This window comes from Bifidobacterium colobi, from assembly GCF_018555455.1.
Classification (GTDB): Bacteria; Actinomycetota; Actinomycetes; order Actinomycetales; family Bifidobacteriaceae; genus Bifidobacterium; species Bifidobacterium colobi.
This window is the reverse complement of record NZ_JAFEJU010000006.1, coordinates 72,250-91,363: the sequence shown is the minus strand read 5'-3', so window position 1 is coordinate 91,363 and position 19,114 is coordinate 72,250. Positions and strand designations below refer to the sequence as shown.

General features: G+C 59.4%; 12 protein-coding genes, 1 tRNA gene and 2 pseudogenes. 6 read left to right on the top strand and 9 right to left on the bottom strand.

What is annotated here, in order from left to right:
- Window positions 1–50: 50 nt before the first annotated feature.
- The 4 genes and pseudogenes from JS530_RS11110 to lysS all read right to left on the bottom strand — a co-directional run.
- Window positions 51–116 (bottom strand): annotated as a pseudogene (locus tag JS530_RS11110) (zinc-ribbon domain-containing protein); the annotation flags it as partial.
- Window positions 117–228: 112 nt separating this feature from the next.
- On the bottom strand, window positions 229–1,995 hold the full coding sequence (locus JS530_RS08890) for a serine hydrolase (protein WP_342590067.1): 1,767 nt from the start codon (window positions 1,993–1,995) through the stop codon (window positions 229–231).
- Window positions 1,996–1,998: 3 nt separating this feature from the next.
- Window positions 1,999–2,067: pseudogene (locus JS530_RS11105) on the bottom strand (zinc-ribbon domain-containing protein); the annotation flags it as partial.
- Between the two features lie 299 nt (window positions 2,068–2,366).
- Window positions 2,367–4,049, bottom strand: a complete 1,683-nt coding sequence (gene lysS, locus JS530_RS08885) for a lysine--tRNA ligase (RefSeq protein WP_214376808.1) — start codon at window positions 4,047–4,049, stop codon at window positions 2,367–2,369.
- 136 nt (window positions 4,050–4,185) lie between these two features.
- Between lysS and JS530_RS08880 the strand changes: the two genes are divergently transcribed.
- The 4 genes from JS530_RS08880 (at window position 4,186) to JS530_RS08865 (ending at window position 8,774) form a co-directional block, all read left to right on the top strand.
- A tRNA-Pro gene (locus JS530_RS08880) sits at window positions 4,186–4,259 on the top strand.
- Between the two features lie 122 nt (window positions 4,260–4,381).
- Window positions 4,382–5,572: an MFS transporter gene (locus JS530_RS08875; protein WP_214376807.1), complete on the top strand. Its 1,191-nt coding sequence runs from the start codon at window positions 4,382–4,384 to the stop codon at window positions 5,570–5,572.
- Window positions 5,573–5,780: 208 nt separating this feature from the next.
- Window positions 5,781–8,066: a DUF4037 domain-containing protein gene (locus JS530_RS08870; protein ID WP_214376806.1), complete on the top strand. Its 2,286-nt coding sequence runs from the start codon at window positions 5,781–5,783 to the stop codon at window positions 8,064–8,066.
- A gap of 75 nt (window positions 8,067–8,141) precedes the next feature.
- The gene (locus JS530_RS08865; RefSeq protein WP_214376805.1) at window positions 8,142–8,774 is read left to right on the top strand and encodes a DUF4125 family protein; all 633 of its coding nucleotides are present in this window, start codon (window positions 8,142–8,144) and stop codon (window positions 8,772–8,774) included.
- 4 nt (window positions 8,775–8,778) lie between these two features.
- On the opposite strand, the gene JS530_RS08860 is transcribed toward JS530_RS08865, so the two are convergent.
- From JS530_RS08860 to JS530_RS08850, 3 genes are all read right to left on the bottom strand, one after another.
- Entirely contained in the window at window positions 8,779–10,332 is a 1,554-nt protein-coding gene (locus JS530_RS08860; RefSeq protein WP_425350865.1) for an alpha/beta hydrolase family protein, read from the bottom strand.
- A gap of 174 nt (window positions 10,333–10,506) precedes the next feature.
- Window positions 10,507–11,145 (bottom strand): Asp23/Gls24 family envelope stress response protein, encoded by a 639-nt coding sequence (locus tag JS530_RS08855; protein WP_214376803.1) that lies wholly within the window; start codon window positions 11,143–11,145, stop codon window positions 10,507–10,509.
- Complete coding sequence (locus JS530_RS08850; RefSeq protein WP_240541166.1) at window positions 11,138–13,018, bottom strand: PspC domain-containing protein; 1,881 nt, start codon at window positions 13,016–13,018, stop codon at window positions 11,138–11,140. The genes JS530_RS08855 and JS530_RS08850 overlap by 8 nt, the downstream gene beginning before the upstream one ends.
- A gap of 113 nt (window positions 13,019–13,131) precedes the next feature.
- Here JS530_RS08850 and JS530_RS08845 point away from each other — a divergent pair, with 113 nt between their 5' ends.
- Entirely contained in the window at window positions 13,132–14,460 is a 1,329-nt protein-coding gene (locus JS530_RS08845; RefSeq protein WP_214376801.1) for an ATP-binding protein, read from the top strand.
- Entirely contained in the window at window positions 14,457–15,137 is a 681-nt protein-coding gene (locus JS530_RS08840) for a LuxR C-terminal-related transcriptional regulator (protein WP_214376800.1), read from the top strand. The genes JS530_RS08845 and JS530_RS08840 overlap by 4 nt, the downstream gene beginning before the upstream one ends.
- Window position 15,138: 1 nt before the next feature.
- Here JS530_RS08840 and galE read toward each other — a convergent pair whose 3' ends face one another.
- Window positions 15,139–16,161, bottom strand: a complete 1,023-nt coding sequence (gene galE, locus JS530_RS08835; protein ID WP_100493501.1) for a UDP-glucose 4-epimerase GalE — start codon at window positions 16,159–16,161, stop codon at window positions 15,139–15,141.
- 178 nt (window positions 16,162–16,339) lie between these two features.
- Window positions 16,340–18,595, bottom strand: a complete 2,256-nt coding sequence (gene gnpA, locus JS530_RS08830; RefSeq protein WP_214376799.1) for a 1,3-beta-galactosyl-N-acetylhexosamine phosphorylase — start codon at window positions 18,593–18,595, stop codon at window positions 16,340–16,342.
- Between the last annotated feature and the right edge of the window lie 519 nt (window positions 18,596–19,114).

The window sequence follows — 19,114 nt, the reverse complement described above, 5'->3', positions numbered from 1 at the left end:
GTCGGAGCCGCCGGCTGCTGAACCTGAGCCGCCGGCTGCGCATTCAGCGGATTGCCACATCGCATGCAAAATGCAGCATCTGGCTTATTCTGTTGGCCACATTGACTACAGAACATGAAGATTCCTTTCTTATTAATGAAAACTCTGCGTTAGCACGATAGTTGTGCGAGGACATATGCCCTCGCACAACGGCGATGGGATTATTTCTGGTTTACGTGTTCAGCGTGTTCACTGTGCGCTGTGCAGGCTGGCGAGGATGGCGATGACTTCCGCCTTCTCCTGCGCGGTCAAACCGCCCTTGGTGTCGATTGTGGCGAAACTGCTATATCCGTAGCTTTCGAACAGGTATCCCGTATAAGCCGGAAAATCATGTGCTCCCTGGTATGAATCCGGAACCAACGCTAGCTGCGATCCTTCATCACCATCAATCTGTGCCACCATAAAGGGGCCTGGGTTCTGATAATTTCGGCAATCCTGGGCACATGGCGCATCAAATTGCGCATCAGCAACCTTCGTCACCGTCTCATGTTTCATGAACTTGCCCTGTATCGGCCCCCAATAGTATTGGATGGTCACACCACGAGCATTGGTTAAGTTAACTATTTCGACCTGATCTGTGATTTCCGGCTGTCCGATGGTCCAATCAGATGGATACTGGAATGAATATTTCGTCACCGTAATCATGTTCACCGTGTCGAACTGCGTGGTGTACGACTGGGTGAGCTGCACGGGCGTCACGGCATTGGAACCATCATTGCCGTTCTGCGCCGTATCGCCATTGTTGCTGTTCTTGTTGCCTTCGCCCTTGTTGTCCGGGTTGGCTTGCTTGTGAATCTCGGCCAGCAGATCAGAGGCGAGCTTGGCTGCGGCCTCCTTGCTCTGCTGCGTCATCACAGTCAGCGTGATCGTGCGATCGCCATCCTTGATGATGAAGTAGTAGTTGTAGTAGCCGCCGATGCCCTTGCCATAGAATCCGTGCACGGTCATGGACTCGGGCACCGTAATGCCTTCGGCCTGTGTATCAAGGTTCATCAGGTCGCTCAGACCAAGGCGCTCGGCCACGGTGAGCATATTCGTGGCATCCTCGGCGGTGGTTACGTTCTCCTTGCCTGCCTGGGATGCTGCCGTATCGCCATAGTTGCGCTGCAGCTCGGTATGCGTGTAGCCGTTGTCCTTCAGCCACTTGTTCACCGCATCCAGACCGCCCGCCTGGCTGATCAGCGAATTGGCGGTGTCGTTGCTCGGGTTCTTCAGCAGATCAGTGGCCTGATCGTTCTTCGTCTTGCCATTATTGGTGACGGCAAGATACACGGGCAGGTACAGACCGGTGGCCACACCGCTCTGGCTAGCCTTGGACGACGAATACTCAGCCTTGCCGTCGGTGGTTGCGGCGGCTACCGACGCCGGCTGTGCGGCATCGACGATGCTGTCCAGCGTCTTGGAATCGAACGAGAACTTCTTCTCGGTTTTCTTCGACTTCGTCGTCTTCGCAGTGGTGGCCTTCGGTGCTTCGGCGGCATCGTTGTTGCGGAACTTCACATAGACCACGCCGGCCACCACGAGCGCCACCACAACTACTGCAGCAATAATCGCGGCAATGATCTTCTTGCGCTTCTTGGTTTTGGCATCCACCGGAGCGGCCTCTGTTGTCGTAGCATCCGGGATGCTGGGGACCGGCGGTACCGCGGAATCAAAGATAGGCGGCATTGGCACCGGGGGAAGATTGTCGGCCGCAGGATTTGGCAGTACCGGAGATGGCATCTGTGCAGATTGCGGTTCGGAAGACTGCGGAGCCTGAGGCTGCTGCGGCACCTGCACCGGCGGCAGAGATTGAGTTGGCTGGCTCGGCTGGGCAGCCGGAGTTGATGGCTGCGGTGCCGGGGTTGGTGACTGTGCAGACGGTACTGCCTGTGGCTGACTTGCCGGAGCTGCCGGCTGGCTTACTGGTGCCGATGGTTGGCTGACTGGGGTTGCCGGCTGACTATCGGAATCCACAGGCGCTCCGCATTCCTGACAGAACGCGGCACCGGGAAGCAGTTTTGCGCCACACTGACCACAAAATGCCATAATGAGTCCCTCTCATCCTTCTGGTTTGATAACACTAAGTTATCACTTTCGGCTACGCCGTTATGATACGGCGCAAACCAGTGGACAGTCCGTAGAATGTACGGATTTGCGCAGCGCTTGCGTGCGGGCGTGCGCGGCAGTGCGCAGCCAGCCATGCTGCAGTCGTGCGCAGTCATGCAAAAAGTCCCTTGGCTCTCCAGCAAGAGAGAGCCAAGGGACTTTGCATGCTGTATCAGCAATGCGCCGAGCCTTGCGTCAGGCTGCAATCAGACGCGTGCCAGACCATGACCCGAACAGCGTCAGGCCACTAGAGGCTTGACCAGCGGGAAGGTGATGGTTTCGCGGATTGTGGCACCGGTCAGTGCGATGAGCAGGCGGTCGATGCCCATGCCCATGCCACCTGCCGGAGGCATGCCCACGCCGAGAGCTTCGAGGAAGTCCTCATCGATGTCGCAGGCTTCCTCATCGCCGGCGAGCGCATCCTTGGCCTGTGCCACGAAGCGTTCACGCTGCACAACCGGATCGTTGAGCTCGGAGTAGCCGGTGGCCAGCTCGAAGCCGCGCACGTACAGATCCCACTTCTCCACCACGCCCGGCTTGGTGCGGTGCCCCTTGACCAGCGGGGAGGTTTCGACCGGGAAGTCGCGCACGAAGGTCGGCTCGTAGAGCTTGTCCTCGTAGAAGTGCTCCCAGAGGTGTTCGACCAGCTTGCCGTGGTTTTCGACTTCGTCGCGCTCCACGCCGAGCTTGTCGGCAATCTCGCCGAGGTGCTCCACGGAGGTGCCGGGGTGCTCCGGGCCGCCGTTCGGCACGATCTCTTCGCCGAGGGCTTCGGAGAGGGAGTCGTACATGCTGATGGTCTTCCATTCGCCGCCGAAGTCGTATTCGGTACCGTCGAGCAGGGTGACCTTGTGGGAGCCGTAGACGTCCATGGCGGTCTTCTGCACGAGTTCCTTGACCAGCTGGCCGATGGAATCGTAGGTGCCGTAGGCCTGGTAGGCCTCGACCATCGTGAACTCGGGGGCGTGCGTGGCGTCGACGCCCTCGTTACGGAAGTCGCGGTTGATCTCGAACACGCGGTCGATGCCGCCCACCAGGCAGCGCTTGAGGAACAGTTCCGGGGCGATGCGCAGGTAGAGGTCCAGGTCGAAGGCGTTCATATGCGTGGTGAACGGACGGGCCGCAGCGCCACCGTGCAGGGTCTGCAGCATCGGGGTTTCGACCTCGAGGAAGTCGTTGCTGGCGAAGGTGTTGCGCAGGGAGGCCACGGCTTTGGAACGGTTGCGCACCATGTTGCGGGTCTTCTCGTCCGCGATCATGGCGATGTACGGCTTGCGGGTGCGCGTATCCTCGTTCAGCTCCTTGTGCAGGGCCGGCAGCGGCTGCAGTGCCTTGGAGGCAATGGCCCATTCGGTGGCGAACACGGATAGCTCACCGGTCTTGGACGCGATCACGCGACCCTTCAGGTACAGGTGATCGCCGAGGTCCACCAGCTGCTTGAACTGCTTCAGGGAGTCGGCACCGATCTCCTTCTTGGAGATCATGCCCTGAATCTTGGTGCCATCGCCCGCGGCAAGCTGCACGAAGCACAGGCCACCAGCGTTGCGCAGAAACAGCACACGACCGGCGATGCCCACCATATCTTCGGTTTCCTGGCCGGCTTCGAGCTTGCCATCATACTTGGCGCGCACAGCCTCGATGGTGTCGGTCACATCGAGATGCACCGGGTAGGGGGCGATGCCGGCATCCAGCATCATGGCGCGCTTGGCCACACGCATCTGCACCTGCTCCGGGTGGGCCAGCGGACCGAATTCCTTGTTGGACGGATCCACAGCCTCGTCCAGCGTGGCGCCGGACTTGATCTTTTCGGTAATGGTGGCGTCCTGCTTGAGCAGCATTTCCGCGCGCTCAACGGTAGTCATCTGCGGGACTGCCGGGGTTTCGTTCTCGGTATTGTCAGTGTTTTCTACAACTTCAGCCATGGTTCATCAGTGTACGCAAGGCCGGCGATTATGCGAATAAGCCAACAAGCGAGCTCAACACAACGCGAATTACATGCGACACGCCGTGTTTTGCACTCCAACCAAAATCCTGTAATATCTACGTCTGTTGCCAAAACGGGCTGTAGCGCAGCTTGGTAGCGCGCTTCGTTCGGGACGAAGAGGCCGCGGGTTCAAATCCCGCCAGCCCGACAACTCAAAGGGCCATCGGTGCAAGCCGGTGGCCCTTTTGCTATGCGCTGTGCCTGTCAGATGGCACTACACCTATCAAACGGCACTGCGCAACAGCACCATCACCCCAGAGGAATCACACCATGAAGAAAAGTTTGCTTGCCCTTGCCTCCGGCGCATTCATCCTCGGCGCTGCCGAATTTGTGATGATGGGCATTCTGCCGCAGGCCGCCGCAGCCACCCACGTATCCATCCCGACCGCCGGCAACTACATCTCCGCCTACGCCATCGGTGTGTGCATCGGCACACTGATTCTGGTGTTCGGGCGCAAAGTGCCGCCGCGCAATCTCATCGTACTGTTCATGGTGATCGCGCTCGCGGGCAACACGATGTCCGCATTCGCACCGAACGCCGCCGTGCTGATCGTAGCCCGATTCATTTCCGGCCTGCCGCATGGCGCATTCTTCGGTACCGCCACGCTTATTGCCAAAACATTGGCCGATAAAGGCAAGGAAGCGCAAGCCGTATCCATCATGGTCACCGGACAAACCGTGGCCAACATGCTGGGCGTTCCGGCCGGCACCCTGCTCGCCGAATACCTGAATTGGCGACTCGCGTTCGGCGTGCTCGCCGCATGGGCCGCCATGACCATCGTGCTCACCGTCACCATGATTCCCTACGTGGCACCGATCAAGGATGCCGGCATCGCAGGCCAGTTCAAATTCCTTACCCGCCGCGGCCCGTGGGTGATTCTGGCCGCCGTGTTCACCGGCAACGCCGGCGTGTTCTGCTGGTGGAGCTATGTCTCCCCTTGGCTGCAGAAAACCGGCGGCTGGGCATCCGCGTTCGTGCCGTTCCTTATGATGCTCGCCGGCTTCGGCATGGTGGTCGGCGGCCTAATCGGCGGACGCATCACCGACCATTGGCGTCACGCCGGCACTGCGGCGCTCGGCCAGGCCATTTCCGGCCTTGGTCTGCTTATGGTGCTGCTGTTGCCTGGCAATCACTTCACTACCGCATTGCTCACGTTCTGGATCGCATTCGGCCTGTTCTTCATTTCCGCACCGCAGCAGCTGCTGATGACGGAAGCCGGCCAGGGCGGTGGCGAGCTCATCGCCGGAGCGGCCGTGCAGGTGGCGTTCAACTTCGGTAACGCCGTCGGCTCCATCATCGGTGGTCTGATGCTGACTTCGTTCTCGATGAACTACCGTTTCACCGGCCTGGGCGGTCTGCCGCTGGCGGTGTTGTCGGTCGGTTTGCTGGCCTTCTACTCATGGCGCTGCGAATCCGACACCCAAGCCGCCCAACGTCTGCGCGCAGTCACCGTTGACTGAGAAGTCACCGTTGACTGACGGTTTTCCAACCTTGACTGACGGAATCATAACGTTGACTGACGGTTTTATAACATATTTCGTTATATATCCGTCAGTCAGTGTGAGATATCCTACAGTCAGTGTTGAAAAACCGTCAGTGCATGTGCCTTCCTGCCCATAGACTGGATACCAGAGACTGGATACCAGAGTCTGTTCAAGGAGGACCAAGATGGTTGACGAAGACGCGCTGCTCAAGCAATTCGCCGCACAGTTCGCGCACGGGCCTGGTGATTTGGATGATACGACCGGCCTGCCGGAAAACGACGGCGGCAATGCCGCAACCGACGATGATGCCTATGCAGACACCGCTATCTTCGGCAATGATTCCTACAGCTCCGACCCTGATTCCGTTGCCGCCGATGAAGCCCCCGCAACATTCGACACCGATGCCTTCCTCAAGGGTTTGGATGATATCTTCAACCGTCACGCCGCTGCCAACGAAGCCGGTCCATACTTGGATCAAGCAGCCATTAACGCCGAGAACGCAGGCGATGAGGCCGGTCTTCTCACCGTGCTCAATGAGACGCTGGGTTTCAATCGTTCGCAAGGCAAGCACAAGGAGAACCAGTGGATTGTGCAGCGCGCCATCGAATTGGCGTTGCGCATGGGCTTGGAAGGTTCCGAAGTCTGGGCCACCACGCTGATTAATTGTGCCACGGCCATGCGTGCGGCCAAGCATTACAATCAGGCTGAAGACCTTTATACGCAAGCACTGGCATGTGCGCAAAAAGTCTATCCGGCCAATGATCGCAGGCTCGCCGCGCTGCACAATAATCTCTCCATGCTCTACAGCGAAACCGATCGTCTGACGCAGGCCGAACAGGAGCTGCGGCAAGCCCTGACCATTATCGAAGCCTCCAGCGTGAACCCAGACGCGGATATCGACGTGGCGTCCTCCCACACCAATCTTGCCTTGGTGCTGCTGCAGGAAGGCAAGCTCCAGGACGCGCACAACCATGCCGCCCAAGCACTCACCATCTACGCCACTGGCAAGCTCACGCATTCCGCCCATTACGCGTCTGCCTTGGCTGGGTTTGCACAGGTTTTGTATGCCGAGCAGCACTACGGCGAGGCAGCAGCTCACTATCGCAAGGCGCTGGCGGTGATCGCCGAATGCTATGGCACGGATACGGACTACTACCGCATCACCGCCGAGAATCTGCGCGAAGCCGAGGCCAAGGCCGGTACCGTAACAGAGACGAGTGCCACGAACGCTGCCACTAAGGATGCCGATGCCGCCGAGACCAGCAACGACAGCAACGGTACCAAAACCACAACCGCAGCCGATTCGACAAGCACAGCAGCCGGTTCTGATGCAGCAGCAGCTCCAGTCTGCCCGGTGTCTGGTCTCAAACTTGGCCGCGAATTCTGGACGCAGGTTGGCAAACCGATGATTGCGCAACGCTACTCGGACTATGCCGCTCGCATCGCGGCCGGCTTGGTCGGCCATGGTTCGGAATGCTATGGCTTTGACGACCGCTATTCGCAGGATCATGATTTCGGCCCACGCTTCTGCCTATGGCTCAACGATGAGGATTACGCGGCGATCGGCGCACCATTGCTGGCTGATTATGATGCGCTGCCGCGCGACTTTACCGTGGATGCGCAAGGTGCTGTGCATTTTGCCGGTGCTGCAGGAAGCTCTCTTGCCCATACTTCTGCTGATGATTCAGGCAGCAGCACAACTGCCACCTCAGCTGATGCTCAGCACTACTCCCCCGCCACGCCGCGTGCGCAAGGCGCCAACAGACGCGATGGCGTGTTCCGTATTGGCGATTTCTTCACTGCCATCACCGGTTACGCTACAGCCCCCGCTCAGGACGCCCCGCATGAATGGCTGATGCTCGATGAGGCTACGCTGGCTGCCGCCACTAATGGCGCGGTGTTCCAGGATCCGACCGGCGAGTTTTCCGCCGTCCGTCAGGGATTCAAGGATATGCCGGAGGATGTGCGACTGTCTCTGATTTCCAAGCGGCTCGGCATGATCGCACAGGCCGGGCAGTACAATCTGCCGCGCTCCCTGAAGCGCGGTGATGGGGCTGCGGCATGGCTGTCCGTCAATGAATTCGTGCATGCCACGGCATCGCTGGTGTTTCTCATCAACAAGCCGCTGATTGTTGGATACCTGCCGTATTACAAGTGGCAGTTTGCCGCATTGCGCAAATTGTCTGGCTCGATGTTCGCGCTGCTGCCGGATGTGTGCGAACAATTGGAGACGGTGATGCGTTTGAGTTCGGCTGCCTGCTATGGCGGTGCTGGATTCGGTGAAGGCGGCAAGGGTGCTGCTCCCGCCGCCGAGACGATTGCCGGCACGGTGGAGCATATTGCCGCCGCAATCGTCAAGGAGCTGCAACGTGAGCGGCTCACCACATCCAGCGAGACCTTCCTGGAATGGCAGCGTCCATATGTGGAGGAGCATATTCAGTCCAGCAATCCCGTATTGCGGAGCCTGTGACTGGTTCCCCTCAGCCACCTTCGACAACAGCTCCCCTCGCCGAGGGGAGCCACGGATACCTGCAAAGGAGCAAGCATGAGCGTAGATACTGATAGCGAGCTGCGCGAAGCCATCGTGCGGCATGAATGGAACCAGTTCCAGCACACCAATAATGAGGGCGGGCGAGCGGCCTGCCAGGGCAATTGGCCGGTGTTCCATCAGATGCGGCTTGCACAGTTTTTGACGTGGCCGCATGACTTGCTGGCCTCCTACGCGGCGGATTTGGATGCGGCGGATGCCGTGGGCCGCAATCTGGTCACTGAAAAATACGGTCGTATGATGGCCTCCACCGCCCCGGCCGAGTTCCACACGAACATCGAACCGTTTATTCCGCAGCTTTCCGCGGATCGTATCGCACAACAGGAACAGGTCATCAAACAACAAGTGGCGTGGGCCGCCGATTTCCGTGCCCGGTATCCGAAGCTCGGCCAAGCCATGCGCGTACTCACCACTGATGAGGACACGCTCGAAGCCACCTCGTTCGAAACCTACCTGCGCGGCGAGCTCGGCACCTATTCCGATGCCACATTCAGTCTGTATAAGGCCATGATCGGCGAGCGCGCAAGCTCGAATCCACCGCGCAACATCACCGAGGAAACCTTGCTGCATACGGTGAAGCTTGGCGGCTTCGCAAGTCTCGAGGAAGCGGAGACGCAGCAGGCGGCATAACCATCTACCACCAGCAGAACAGCCCCCAGAACGCCATGGACAGCAGTGTGCAGACGGCTGCGGCAGTCACCAGCAGGCAAATGGCACGGCGAGCGCCGGCAATCAGATGCCAGGACCGCCACATGGATTCCAAGCACCATGCGCACACCAGCATCACCACTATGGCGATCACCTGCAGCACATGCCAGCCGATGTCAAACAGTCGTGGGGCTGGTGTCATGGCGAATACCGCGGCGGCACCGACTGCGGCAAGGTAGCCGTAGAGCAGCACGGATGCCGCAATCATCACCAAACCCATGCCCCAGCAGGGTTCAGCGATGCTGGCCACCGCAGTGCTGTGCGCATGGGCCGGCGGAACCGTGCGCAGGGACGCGCGCTTGCCGCGCATATGTACATCCTGAAGGCTGCGTTGGCGCATGAGTGACTGCACCAGTGCCACACAGCCCAGCAGCAGCGCGACTGCGAGCAGTATCGGAGCGGCAGCCATGATGCCAATCAGCACACCCAATGATCCTATGATGTCTGAGTTGGTACGCCGAGGTGCCGCATACTGCTGATTCGGCGTCGCACCGGCCACTTGAGGCGTGGCCCATCCGCTCACCGTTGCCCCGGCAGCCACACCATTCACCCAATTCTCCAAGGCTTGCGTATATCCATCGGCTAATGGCAGGCCCGGCGCGAACAAGCCTTTGCCGGCGCGCATTTGGTGATTGCCGGCAAAATAGCGCACGGTCACCGCATTGTTCCCATTGCTCGCGGCCACCCGCATAATCCGTTGCGCGCCCTGCTCGATGGGCATGGCGGTGTCGTAGACGCCGTAGCTGACGAGCACCGGCATGGTCAGCGAACGTAGATAATCATCGGCATCGAAATCGGCATATTGGAAGCCGAATGGTCGGAAATCCAACGAGAGCAGCTTCATGGTGTCTTCGATGACCGGCTGTGGTGCGCCCGCCTCATGCGCATATGTGCTCATGGCCACCGCCATTTGCTCGCGACCTTTGAACACTGGCGCGGAAGTGAGTGCGGCGAACGCAATATCGTGACGTTTGGCGGCCAAGATCGTGGCGATCCACGTGCCTTCGGATTCGGCGTAGATGCCGGTGTGGGACTGATCCACACCGTCGATGCCGCGCAATACGTCCATTGCCGTGCTGTATTCGTTGGCAAATCGCGGATAGTCTCGATGAAACACCGTGTAATCATCGTTGCTTTTGGCGGGCACCAGGGTCACGATGCCGGCGGAGGCCATCGCGTTGGCGATGTCGCCGAAATCCTCGGCGCCACTGGTACCTGAGCCGTGGATGAACAGGCAGGCGGGACGCGGGCCGGGCGCGTTGATTGGCTCGCGCAGTACTGCGGGGAGTTGCTCGCCATCGCCAACGTCGATGGACAGCTGGGTTTCGCGGGTCTCATACTGTCCTTCATGGGCAATGTTGGCATGCGCCGGCATGATGGCTGGATCGGAGGAGGCTACGGCAATGTGATTGGTGTAGGGGCTGCTCTGCCACCGCGGCATCATGGCCCAACCGAGTAGTGCGCAAATCAGTAGCAGCATCAATGCGATGCCCGCGATGCGCGCTACTCGTTTCATCACTGCCTCCTGATTTCACACATCGGATATAGGTGTACTCGCAGCACTGCCCAGTCTCAACACACTCGGCAAACCAAGGGATTTCCCTCAGCCAGATTTGCAGACGGCTCCCCTTGAGCGAGGGGAGCCGGAGAGCAGCTACTGCTGTTGTTGCTTGTTTTTGGAGCTGAGAACGGCCCAGATGATGGCCACAATCACCAGGATCACGCCGACCGCACCACAGAGGATGGCTATCAACATGCGTGGGTCAACGTAGAAGCTTTCAAGAAGCAGACCAGGGAAAGCCCATCCACATACCAAACCAGTCACGCCAATCAGCAACCCAAGCACGCCGAAGATAATGGTCGGCACGCTGGCATTACGCTTGGGCTTCTTCATTGCGGCGGCCGTTACCGGAGTAGCAGGAGCCGATGGAGCAGCTGCTGCCGGAGTCTGGGGCGACTCAGCTGCCGGCGCCGGCTGGGCAAACGCCTCCATCAGTGGCACGTTCAGGTCCGGTTTGGTCTGAGATTCAGTCTCGACTGCATCCATCGGCTGAGTGAGACTCTCGTCAGACGTCTGTTGGTCGATGTTCAGTACTTGAGTCTGCTGACCATCGTTTGCCGTGGGCAGCACTTGGGTCTGGCTGGTATCGGCAACAGATTCGAATACCTTGGTTTCGCTGGTTTCCGATTCTGTTGATGGTGATTCCGTGGGAATGGTCTGCGTCTGAGACACATCCTCAACGGACTGGAATTCCTTGGTTTCGTTGACTTCGTGAGTCATTTCGTCAGTCATTGTCCGCCTCCTTGCTGGCGCTTCCGGAATCATTGTCGGACTGCGATTGATGGTTGTCATCCAGTTCCTGCTGGCGTTCAGAGGTGCCGCTCTTGAAGTCATACGTATCGGCGTATTCCTGGAAGGTGTAGCCTTCCCAGTCCGAGGCATAGACCACGTTCACGCGGCCTTCCACGGTGTAGGGCACGGCGATCAGCAGTTCAGGACCGGATTCCGGCATTAAGTCAGGCTGATTCCCCATCCATTCATAGTGCTTTCCGCCTATAGGTGCGGACGGGAATGGCGAGCTGCCGTCCAAACTGAAGTTGAAGCTGCCCGAGGTGTCATATACCAGTGCGTATTTACCGCCGACACTGGTTGGACCGACCATGTACCCGTACTGCCCCTCGCCGAATCCGTATGTGCAACCATCCGGCAGAATGATATGCACTTGGGCGCTTCTTGCGGCCACCTTGATGGTGCCGACCGGGCAATTACTGGTGATGGTTTTGCCGTTATACGTTTTCACCTGATGTGGCGCATGCGTGTCGCCCCATGCGGAGAGGTCAAGGATGGCTTTGCTGTGGTCATAGCTATCGCCGGTGAACACCACGCCTTGTTCGAGTTTGCCGAATGTGCGGTCGCTGGAATCAGCCACCAAGGTTCGCCCCTTCTGCACTTCGTTCATGCCGAACGTATTCTCGGAATCCGCGTTCTGCGTCAGTTCTATGTTCCGCAACGTGTTCTGCCTATCGGCAAGCGTGTAGTGATACCAATAGGCCGAATAGGTGCTGCACACCATAATCATGCAGACTGCGCAGAATCCGGCGATGAGACCCAATGGAATCAGTCCTCCTGTGCGCCGGCCTTTCATGCCCAGCACCACCACAACAAGGCCCATCAGCACGCACAGCGCGGAAATCCATACGGTTCCCCAGCGCACAATGGATTCGATGCCCAGATCGTTGAACCATACCCATCCCATGAGTGCGGCGAAGGAGATGCAGGAAATGCCCAGAATGCTCAGCACCACAATCGGCCCGGCTGGTTTGCGGCGCTTGGATTGATGCGGAGTTTGCGGCACAACAGGTGCCGCAGCTGGTGCTGGCGCCGCGGCAGTCGCAATGTTGCCTTGCGGGAATGACTGCGGAGCAGGCTGTGAAACACCTTGTGAAACATAGAGGGGCACCGGCTGCGGCTGTCCTGCCGACTGTCCGGGAGGCACAGGCATCTGAACCGGCTGTCCAGTCATCCCCGAATACGGTGTCGCACCACCCATAGTGGGACCGGCTGCAAACCCATTGGGCGAACCATATGGCGGGTACGGGCCGGTCGGAGTTGGCCCAGAACCGCCTCGCGCGCGACCATTCCGACCGCCGCGAGCGCCGAAGCCGTATCCCTCGCGTTGGCGGATGCCGCTTTTCATCAGCCACCACAAGGTAATCGCCGCCGCTACGATGCTGACCCAGCCGGCGCCCGGAATCAGAATCGCCACAGCCAGGAACACAAAGCAGCCGAGGCAGTTCCAGTCCCATTGGCCGGCAATCAGTTCCTCGGCGAGAATGCGGCCGTCGCGAGCATCAGGCATAAGGAACCAGCCGAACGCATACAGTGCGGCGCCGAAACCGAAGAACAGTGTGAAGATAATGACCAGCGCCCTCACCAGGGTGGGGCTCCAGCCGAGGCGGGCGGCGATGCCGCTGCATACGCCGCCGATCCACCGGTCGTCGCCGCGCATCAGGCCGCTCGACCGGATCCATGCGAACGCGCGCTGCGGCCCCTTGCCATTGTCGTTGCCGTTACCGGTACCGTTGGCAGCACCGTTGACGTTACTGCCAGCGGTACCATACCCCTCACGCGGTGGTTGATAGTAATTCATATTCGGATTGCTCATGGTTCCATTACAGCGCTTGACGTGTGCCATACTTCCCCGAAACCACCCTGATTCATCCCTGAACATAGGGGTAAAACCCGGTGATGATTCCCTAGGCACGGCACAATGGAGGTATGACTTCACGCACACTGCTCGCTCCCGCACCGCTGATGCCTGCGCGCATGCCCTTGCTCCGGCCCAAACGAGGTCGTTGGCTTACCGGTGTATGCCAAGGCATCGCATTGCATTTGGGTATTTCCGCAGCCTGGGTGCGACTGACGTTCATTGTGCTGACGATGTTGTATGGCGCCGGCATTGTTGGATACGTGTTCCTGTGGATTTTCGTGCCCGCCGGCGATCCGGTGGCCGCGGCTGCCGCACAATCCAGTGTCATGCCGGCCGGTCAGGCACCACTATCGCATGGCAATCGGCCGGTGAATCAGCAAGGGTCCGCGATCCCCGATGCAGCCGAAGAGCTGGGCGGCAAACCCGAGTCGCTGACCGATGCGGTCAGGCGTGCTCCCAAACCGGCTTTGGTGGCGTTGAGCGGTTTCGCATTGATGGCGATTGGTCTGCTGCTGCTCAGCGCCGGTGTGGATAATGCCATCATTGTGCCGTTGCTGCTGGTATTCGCCGGCATCGCACTGGCTTGGATGAATCTGGTGCCGCGTGGCATGCAGGTGTTCTCCATGCTCGGTGGGCTCGCGTTGATTTTCGCCGGCTGGGCAATGTATGTGTCCAATGTGTCGTTTATTGGCTGGGGCACGTCGCCTCGGCGCGTTATGGCATCCGGATTGGTGATGATTGCGGCGATGGTGACCGCCGTGTTGCCGTGGGCCAATACGATGCTGCAGCGGCTGACACATGAGCGGTCGCTCAAGGAGCGTGAAGAGGAACGTGCGGATATGGCAGCGCATCTGCACGACGGTGTGCTGCAAACGCTAGCGTTGATTCAATTGCATGCCAAGGAACCGGAGCATGTGTTCACGTTGGCGCGTGCGCAGGAGCGTGAATTGCGCGAATGGCTGTATCAGGAACGCGTCACGTCCGACCGCTCGGTCAGCGCCGGGTTGAAGGCGATTGCCGCCGAAGTGGAGGACGGGCATGGCAAACCCATCGAAGTGGTGACGGTAGGCGATGCCCGGCCAAGCGCGCAAACCGATGCCCTGCTGGATGCCACGCGTCAGGCGCTGGTGAATGCGGTGACACATGGTGGGGAGCCGATTTCCTTATACTGCGAGGCCAATGCTTCGTTGGTGGAAGTGTTCGTGCGCGATCATGGTGAGGGATTTGATATCCATACGGTTCCTCAAGACCGTTTGGGTATCCGCGAATCGATTGTCGGCCGCGTTGAGCGGCGCGGCGGTACAGTGGAAATCGTATCCAGAGCGGGATGGGGCACCGAAGTACGTATGCATATGCCGATAGCACCTACGGCGGCACAGCAAGGAGAACAGCAATGAGCGAGGAGAACAACACGAAGATATGCGTGGCGGTGGTGGATGATCACGAGATGTTCCGCGCCGGCGTGATCGCCACCCTGCAGGGCACGTTCGATATCGTGGGGCAGGCTGCGGATGTGCCGAGTTCAGTGGCTATGATCGCGCAGGTCAAGCCGCAGGTGGTGCTGTTGGATGTGCATGTGCCGGGTGGCGAAGGCGGCGGCGGAGCGGAGATCCTGCTGAAGTCGCGCCCCTACTCCCCCGATACCGTGTTTCTGGCGCTGTCCGTCTCGGATGCGCCGCAGGATGTGGGTGCGGTGATTCGCGCCGGCGCGCAGGGATATGTGACCAAGACGATTACCGGGGCTGACTTGATTTCCTCAATCAAGCAGGTCAATGAAGGCTATGCGGTGTTCTCGCCGAAGCTGGCTGGGTTTGTGCTGTCCGCATTCCAGGGCGGCTCGTTCGGCGGTGCTTCCGGTGCGCCAGTGCATGATGAGGAGCTGGATAGGCTGTCCGCTCGAGAGCAGGAAGTGATGCGATTAATCGCCCGCGGATATACCTATAAAGAGGTGGCTGCGGAACTGTATATTTCGATTAAAACCGTGGAAACGCATGTGAGCTCGGTGCTAAGAAAGCTTCAGCTTTCCAATCGCACCGAGCTCACACGCTGGGCCGCCGATAGGCGGATTGTGTAGGTTACTTGGCGTCGCGGAAACCGTTCGGGTTCTTGGTCTGCCAGTTCAGGGAGGACTTGGCCATGTCGTCGATGGTCAGCTCGGCCTTCCAATCCAGCTCGCGGGCTGCCTTGGAGGCGTCGGCGTAGCAAGCGGCGATGTCGCCGGGGCGACGCGGCTTGATCACGTACGGAATCGCGTGGCCGGCTGCCTTCTCGTATGCCTTGATGACTTCGAGCACGGAGTAGCCGTGGCCGGTGCCCAGGTTGTAGGTGAACACGCCCGGCTTCTCGATGTGGTCGATGACGGCCACGTGGCCCTTGGCCAGATCGACAACGTGGATGTAGTCGCGCACGCCGGTGCCGTCCGGGGTGTCGTAATCGTCGCCGAAGACCTGCACGGCCTTGAGTTCGCCGATAGCCACCTTGGCCACGTACGGGGTCAGGTTGGCCGGGATGCCCTTCGGATCCTCGCCCAGCAGGCCGGATTCGTGAGCGCCGACCGGGTTGAAGTAGCGCAGCAGCACAATGGTCCACTCCGGGTCGGCCACATGCACATCACGCAGGATCTGCTCCTGGAACAGCTTGGAGGTGCCGTACGGGTTGGTGGTGCCGCCGGTCGGGGTCTCCTCGGTGATCGGCAGTTCCTTCGGAGTGCCGTACACGGTTGCGGAAGACGAGAAGATGATCTTCTTGACGTTGTGTGCGCGCATTACCTTGAGCAGCACCAGCGTGGAGTACAGGTTGTTGTCGTAGTACTCGATCGGCTTGGCCACGGACTCGCCCACGGCCTTGAGGCCGGCGAAGTGGATGACCCAGTCAATCGGGTTCTCATCGAAGATCTTGTTCATCAGGGCTTCGTCACGCACGTCGCCGTCGTAACGCTTGATCTTCTTGCCGGTGATCTGCTCAACGCGGTCGAGAGCGATTGGAGACGAGTTGCCGTAGTTGTCTACGGACACCACATCGTATCCCTTGTTCAGCAGCTCAACGTCAGTGTGGGTGGCAATGAAGCCCGCGCCGCCCGTAACCAGAACAGTGGTCATGTCTTCTCCTTGAAGAATGTGCACTTCTGTTTCTTGAATGTGCACTTTTGTTCTTTCATGACTGAGTTTACTGCATTTGAAGACAAAATCAAGCGCAGTAAGCGGTTCTTATGTGCTTTTTGTTCACAAAAGAGAACATTGGCTCCCCTTCCTGAAAAAGGGGAGCCAATATGTCGAATCAGGCGTTGCGCCAGGCGATGCCGCTGCCTTCAAGGTCGAAGGTCTCGCTGCTGCCGTCCGCCAACGTCACGGTGGTAGTCTGCGGCTGATCGGTGTTGTTGATCACGCAGTAAAGGCCCTGTTCGGGGAAGTGTGCGACTTCGCACTCCGGGTTCGAGGAGCTCCATGCCGCGTACTTCTCCTCGTTGTGGGATGCCCAGAAGAGGATGCGCTCCAACAGGCGCGCGTTGGCCGCCGAATATGGCAGTCCGGAGACATACACGCCACGGCCGTCGCCATATTCGTTGACCGCGAGCTGCACTTGGCCGTTATCGGCCCTGAGCAGCGTCACATCCTCATTGACCGGATAGGTGTTGAGCACCGGCTCGCCGAAGTCGATGCCGCCCAGCGGTTCGATGCCCTGGCCGCCGCCGCAACCGGAGAGCGGAATACGGTAGCCGGCCTTCTCCCAAGTCTCTCGGGCTTCGGCATCCACCGGAACGTCGGCGGTGATGAAGTGGTCCGGGGTGACCGGCGGGAAGTACTTATCCACCGACAGGGTCTGGTAGCGTTCCTCATCCACACCAAATACGTCGGCCAGCTGGAAGAAACGACCAGCCTGGAAACGCGGCAGGGAGCTCGGCTCGCCCACACCCACCAAGGCGCCGCCGCCGCGCACCCAGGCGCGCAGCGTCTCCGCCAGCTTCGGGTTGGCCCATACATCGCCGCCGGTGAATGCGGTATCCACCGGGCCGCCGGTCACGATCACGTCAATATCATCGGCCACGCCATGCTCGAGCACATCGTCGAAGCTGATGAACCTGACGTTCACGCGCATGCCGGACAGGGATTCCAGAATGCCGTAGTACGAATAGGTCTGCTTGTTCGGCAGCGCATGAGCCACGGTGAACGCCATCCAGGAGCGCATCTTGCCCCAGGAGTTCAGGATGGCCACGTTGAGCTCGCCTTCAGCGGCCTTGCCGTCCGTACGGTCGTGAATATCACGGAACTCGTTGGCGATATGGGTCACCGTGTCCACGAACTTCGGGAACTTGGCCGCCAAGGACAGGTAGCCGCCGTAGCCCATGCGGGAGATCGGGGACCTGAGGATGGCGCGGCGAGCCTTACGCCAGTTGTCGAGGCCTTCGATGCTTGGATCGTTGCCCTCGTAGAAGGTATCCGGGAAGAAGTACGGCAGGAATCGGCCTTCGGTGTACTTGACTCCCGGAATATCGGCGATCATACGGGTTGTGGTGCCATCGCCGATGGAACCGACCACAGCGTCGAGACCCAGATCCTCGAAGCCATCTTTATATGGCTCGGTACCAATCCACTGATCGCCGAGGAACATCATCGCTTCCTTGCCTGCGGCATGGGACATCGAGGCGAGCTGCTTGACGTTCTTACGCACGAAGCCGGAAAGGAAATCGATCCAGTCGCGCTGGGCCTTGCGCGGCACACGCCACGCGGAATTGTAGGCGCCGCCGTCCACAAAGTCTTCCGGACGCAGACGGTAGCCGTATTCCTTCTCGAAATCATCGAGCGCGGCCGGGCTTACGGTGCAGGCGCAGCCGAACCAGTCCACGATCTTCTCGCGATGCTTCGGGTCGAACAGCAGCGTGAACTGGTAGAAGAACGTGGTGAAACGCACCACATCCACCTGCGGATTGTCCTTCAGCCACTGCTCGAACGTGTCGAACACGAACTTGCGGGTTGCCGGGTGGTAGATGTCGAACGGAATCTCATGTTCCTTGTCGCCCCAGTTGTTGGTCAGGTGGTTGTACATCTCCACCGGATCCCAGATGATGTAGGCCAGGAAGCTCGCCGTGTACTCATGCCACGGGGTGATTCCGGCAACATGCACGGTGTCAGCATCGGCGTCGAGCGTCCAGCGCTCCGCCGGGACCACCTCGCCGGTGGTGCGATCCACGACTTCCCAGTACTTATGCGGATCGGCGTCACGGTTCGGCTTCAGCTGTTCAGCGAAGAAGCCGTCCATTAGCGGAATATCAACGGTGTCGGATTGTGCGAGAATGCGGTCGGTCAGCAGATACACCTGTGGCGTTTCGTCCATATGCAAGGTGATCCACTCGTTATGCGCGCGGGTCGGGAAGTATGCGCTGTAGATCTTCTTGCCAAGGGCAAGCACAGCCTCATCCAAATGGGTGCCATCGGAATTGCGAATGGCGTCAGCACCCCACAGTTCGGCAAGTTCCTTGGTTTTCTCGGCAAAGTTCTCCTCGCTTGGCAAGGTGAAGCGGCCGGTACTGGTCATGGTCTCTCCTTTGAGTACGTCGGTTATTGCGGATAATTAAATTGTAAACAACATATGCATATAAAACAAGAATCCGACACCGCCGTCGGGCGTCCAGGATTCTGACTGCATAAATCCTTGATGGTATGCCCTACGGCGATGCCGGAAGAGCGATCACGCATGGTTAGCGGCAATGAACTGCATCCCTCAGCTTGCATTCGCGCACCGAGAGAGCCTGGAGAGGACAGACGTTCATTCATGCGCGCGTACACGCATGCGTGGCGTGTGCTACTTGATTGGGAAGAGCCGCCCGGCACCGGAAGGAGTAGCACGAGATGCCGGGCGGCGGGATGGTAAGTCTGAGGCTGTCTGCTGAACGGCTCGCCTTCGGCCCCTGCAATTAAGGACTCGCCTTCGGCGAGGCTCAATGTTGCCTTCGCCGGAACTCACGTTCCAGCTCAGGCTGAGCCTACGAACAGTCCACCGGACTGTTCGTTACGGCTCAGCCCTGCAAGAACGGACCTCGCTACGCTCGGACTC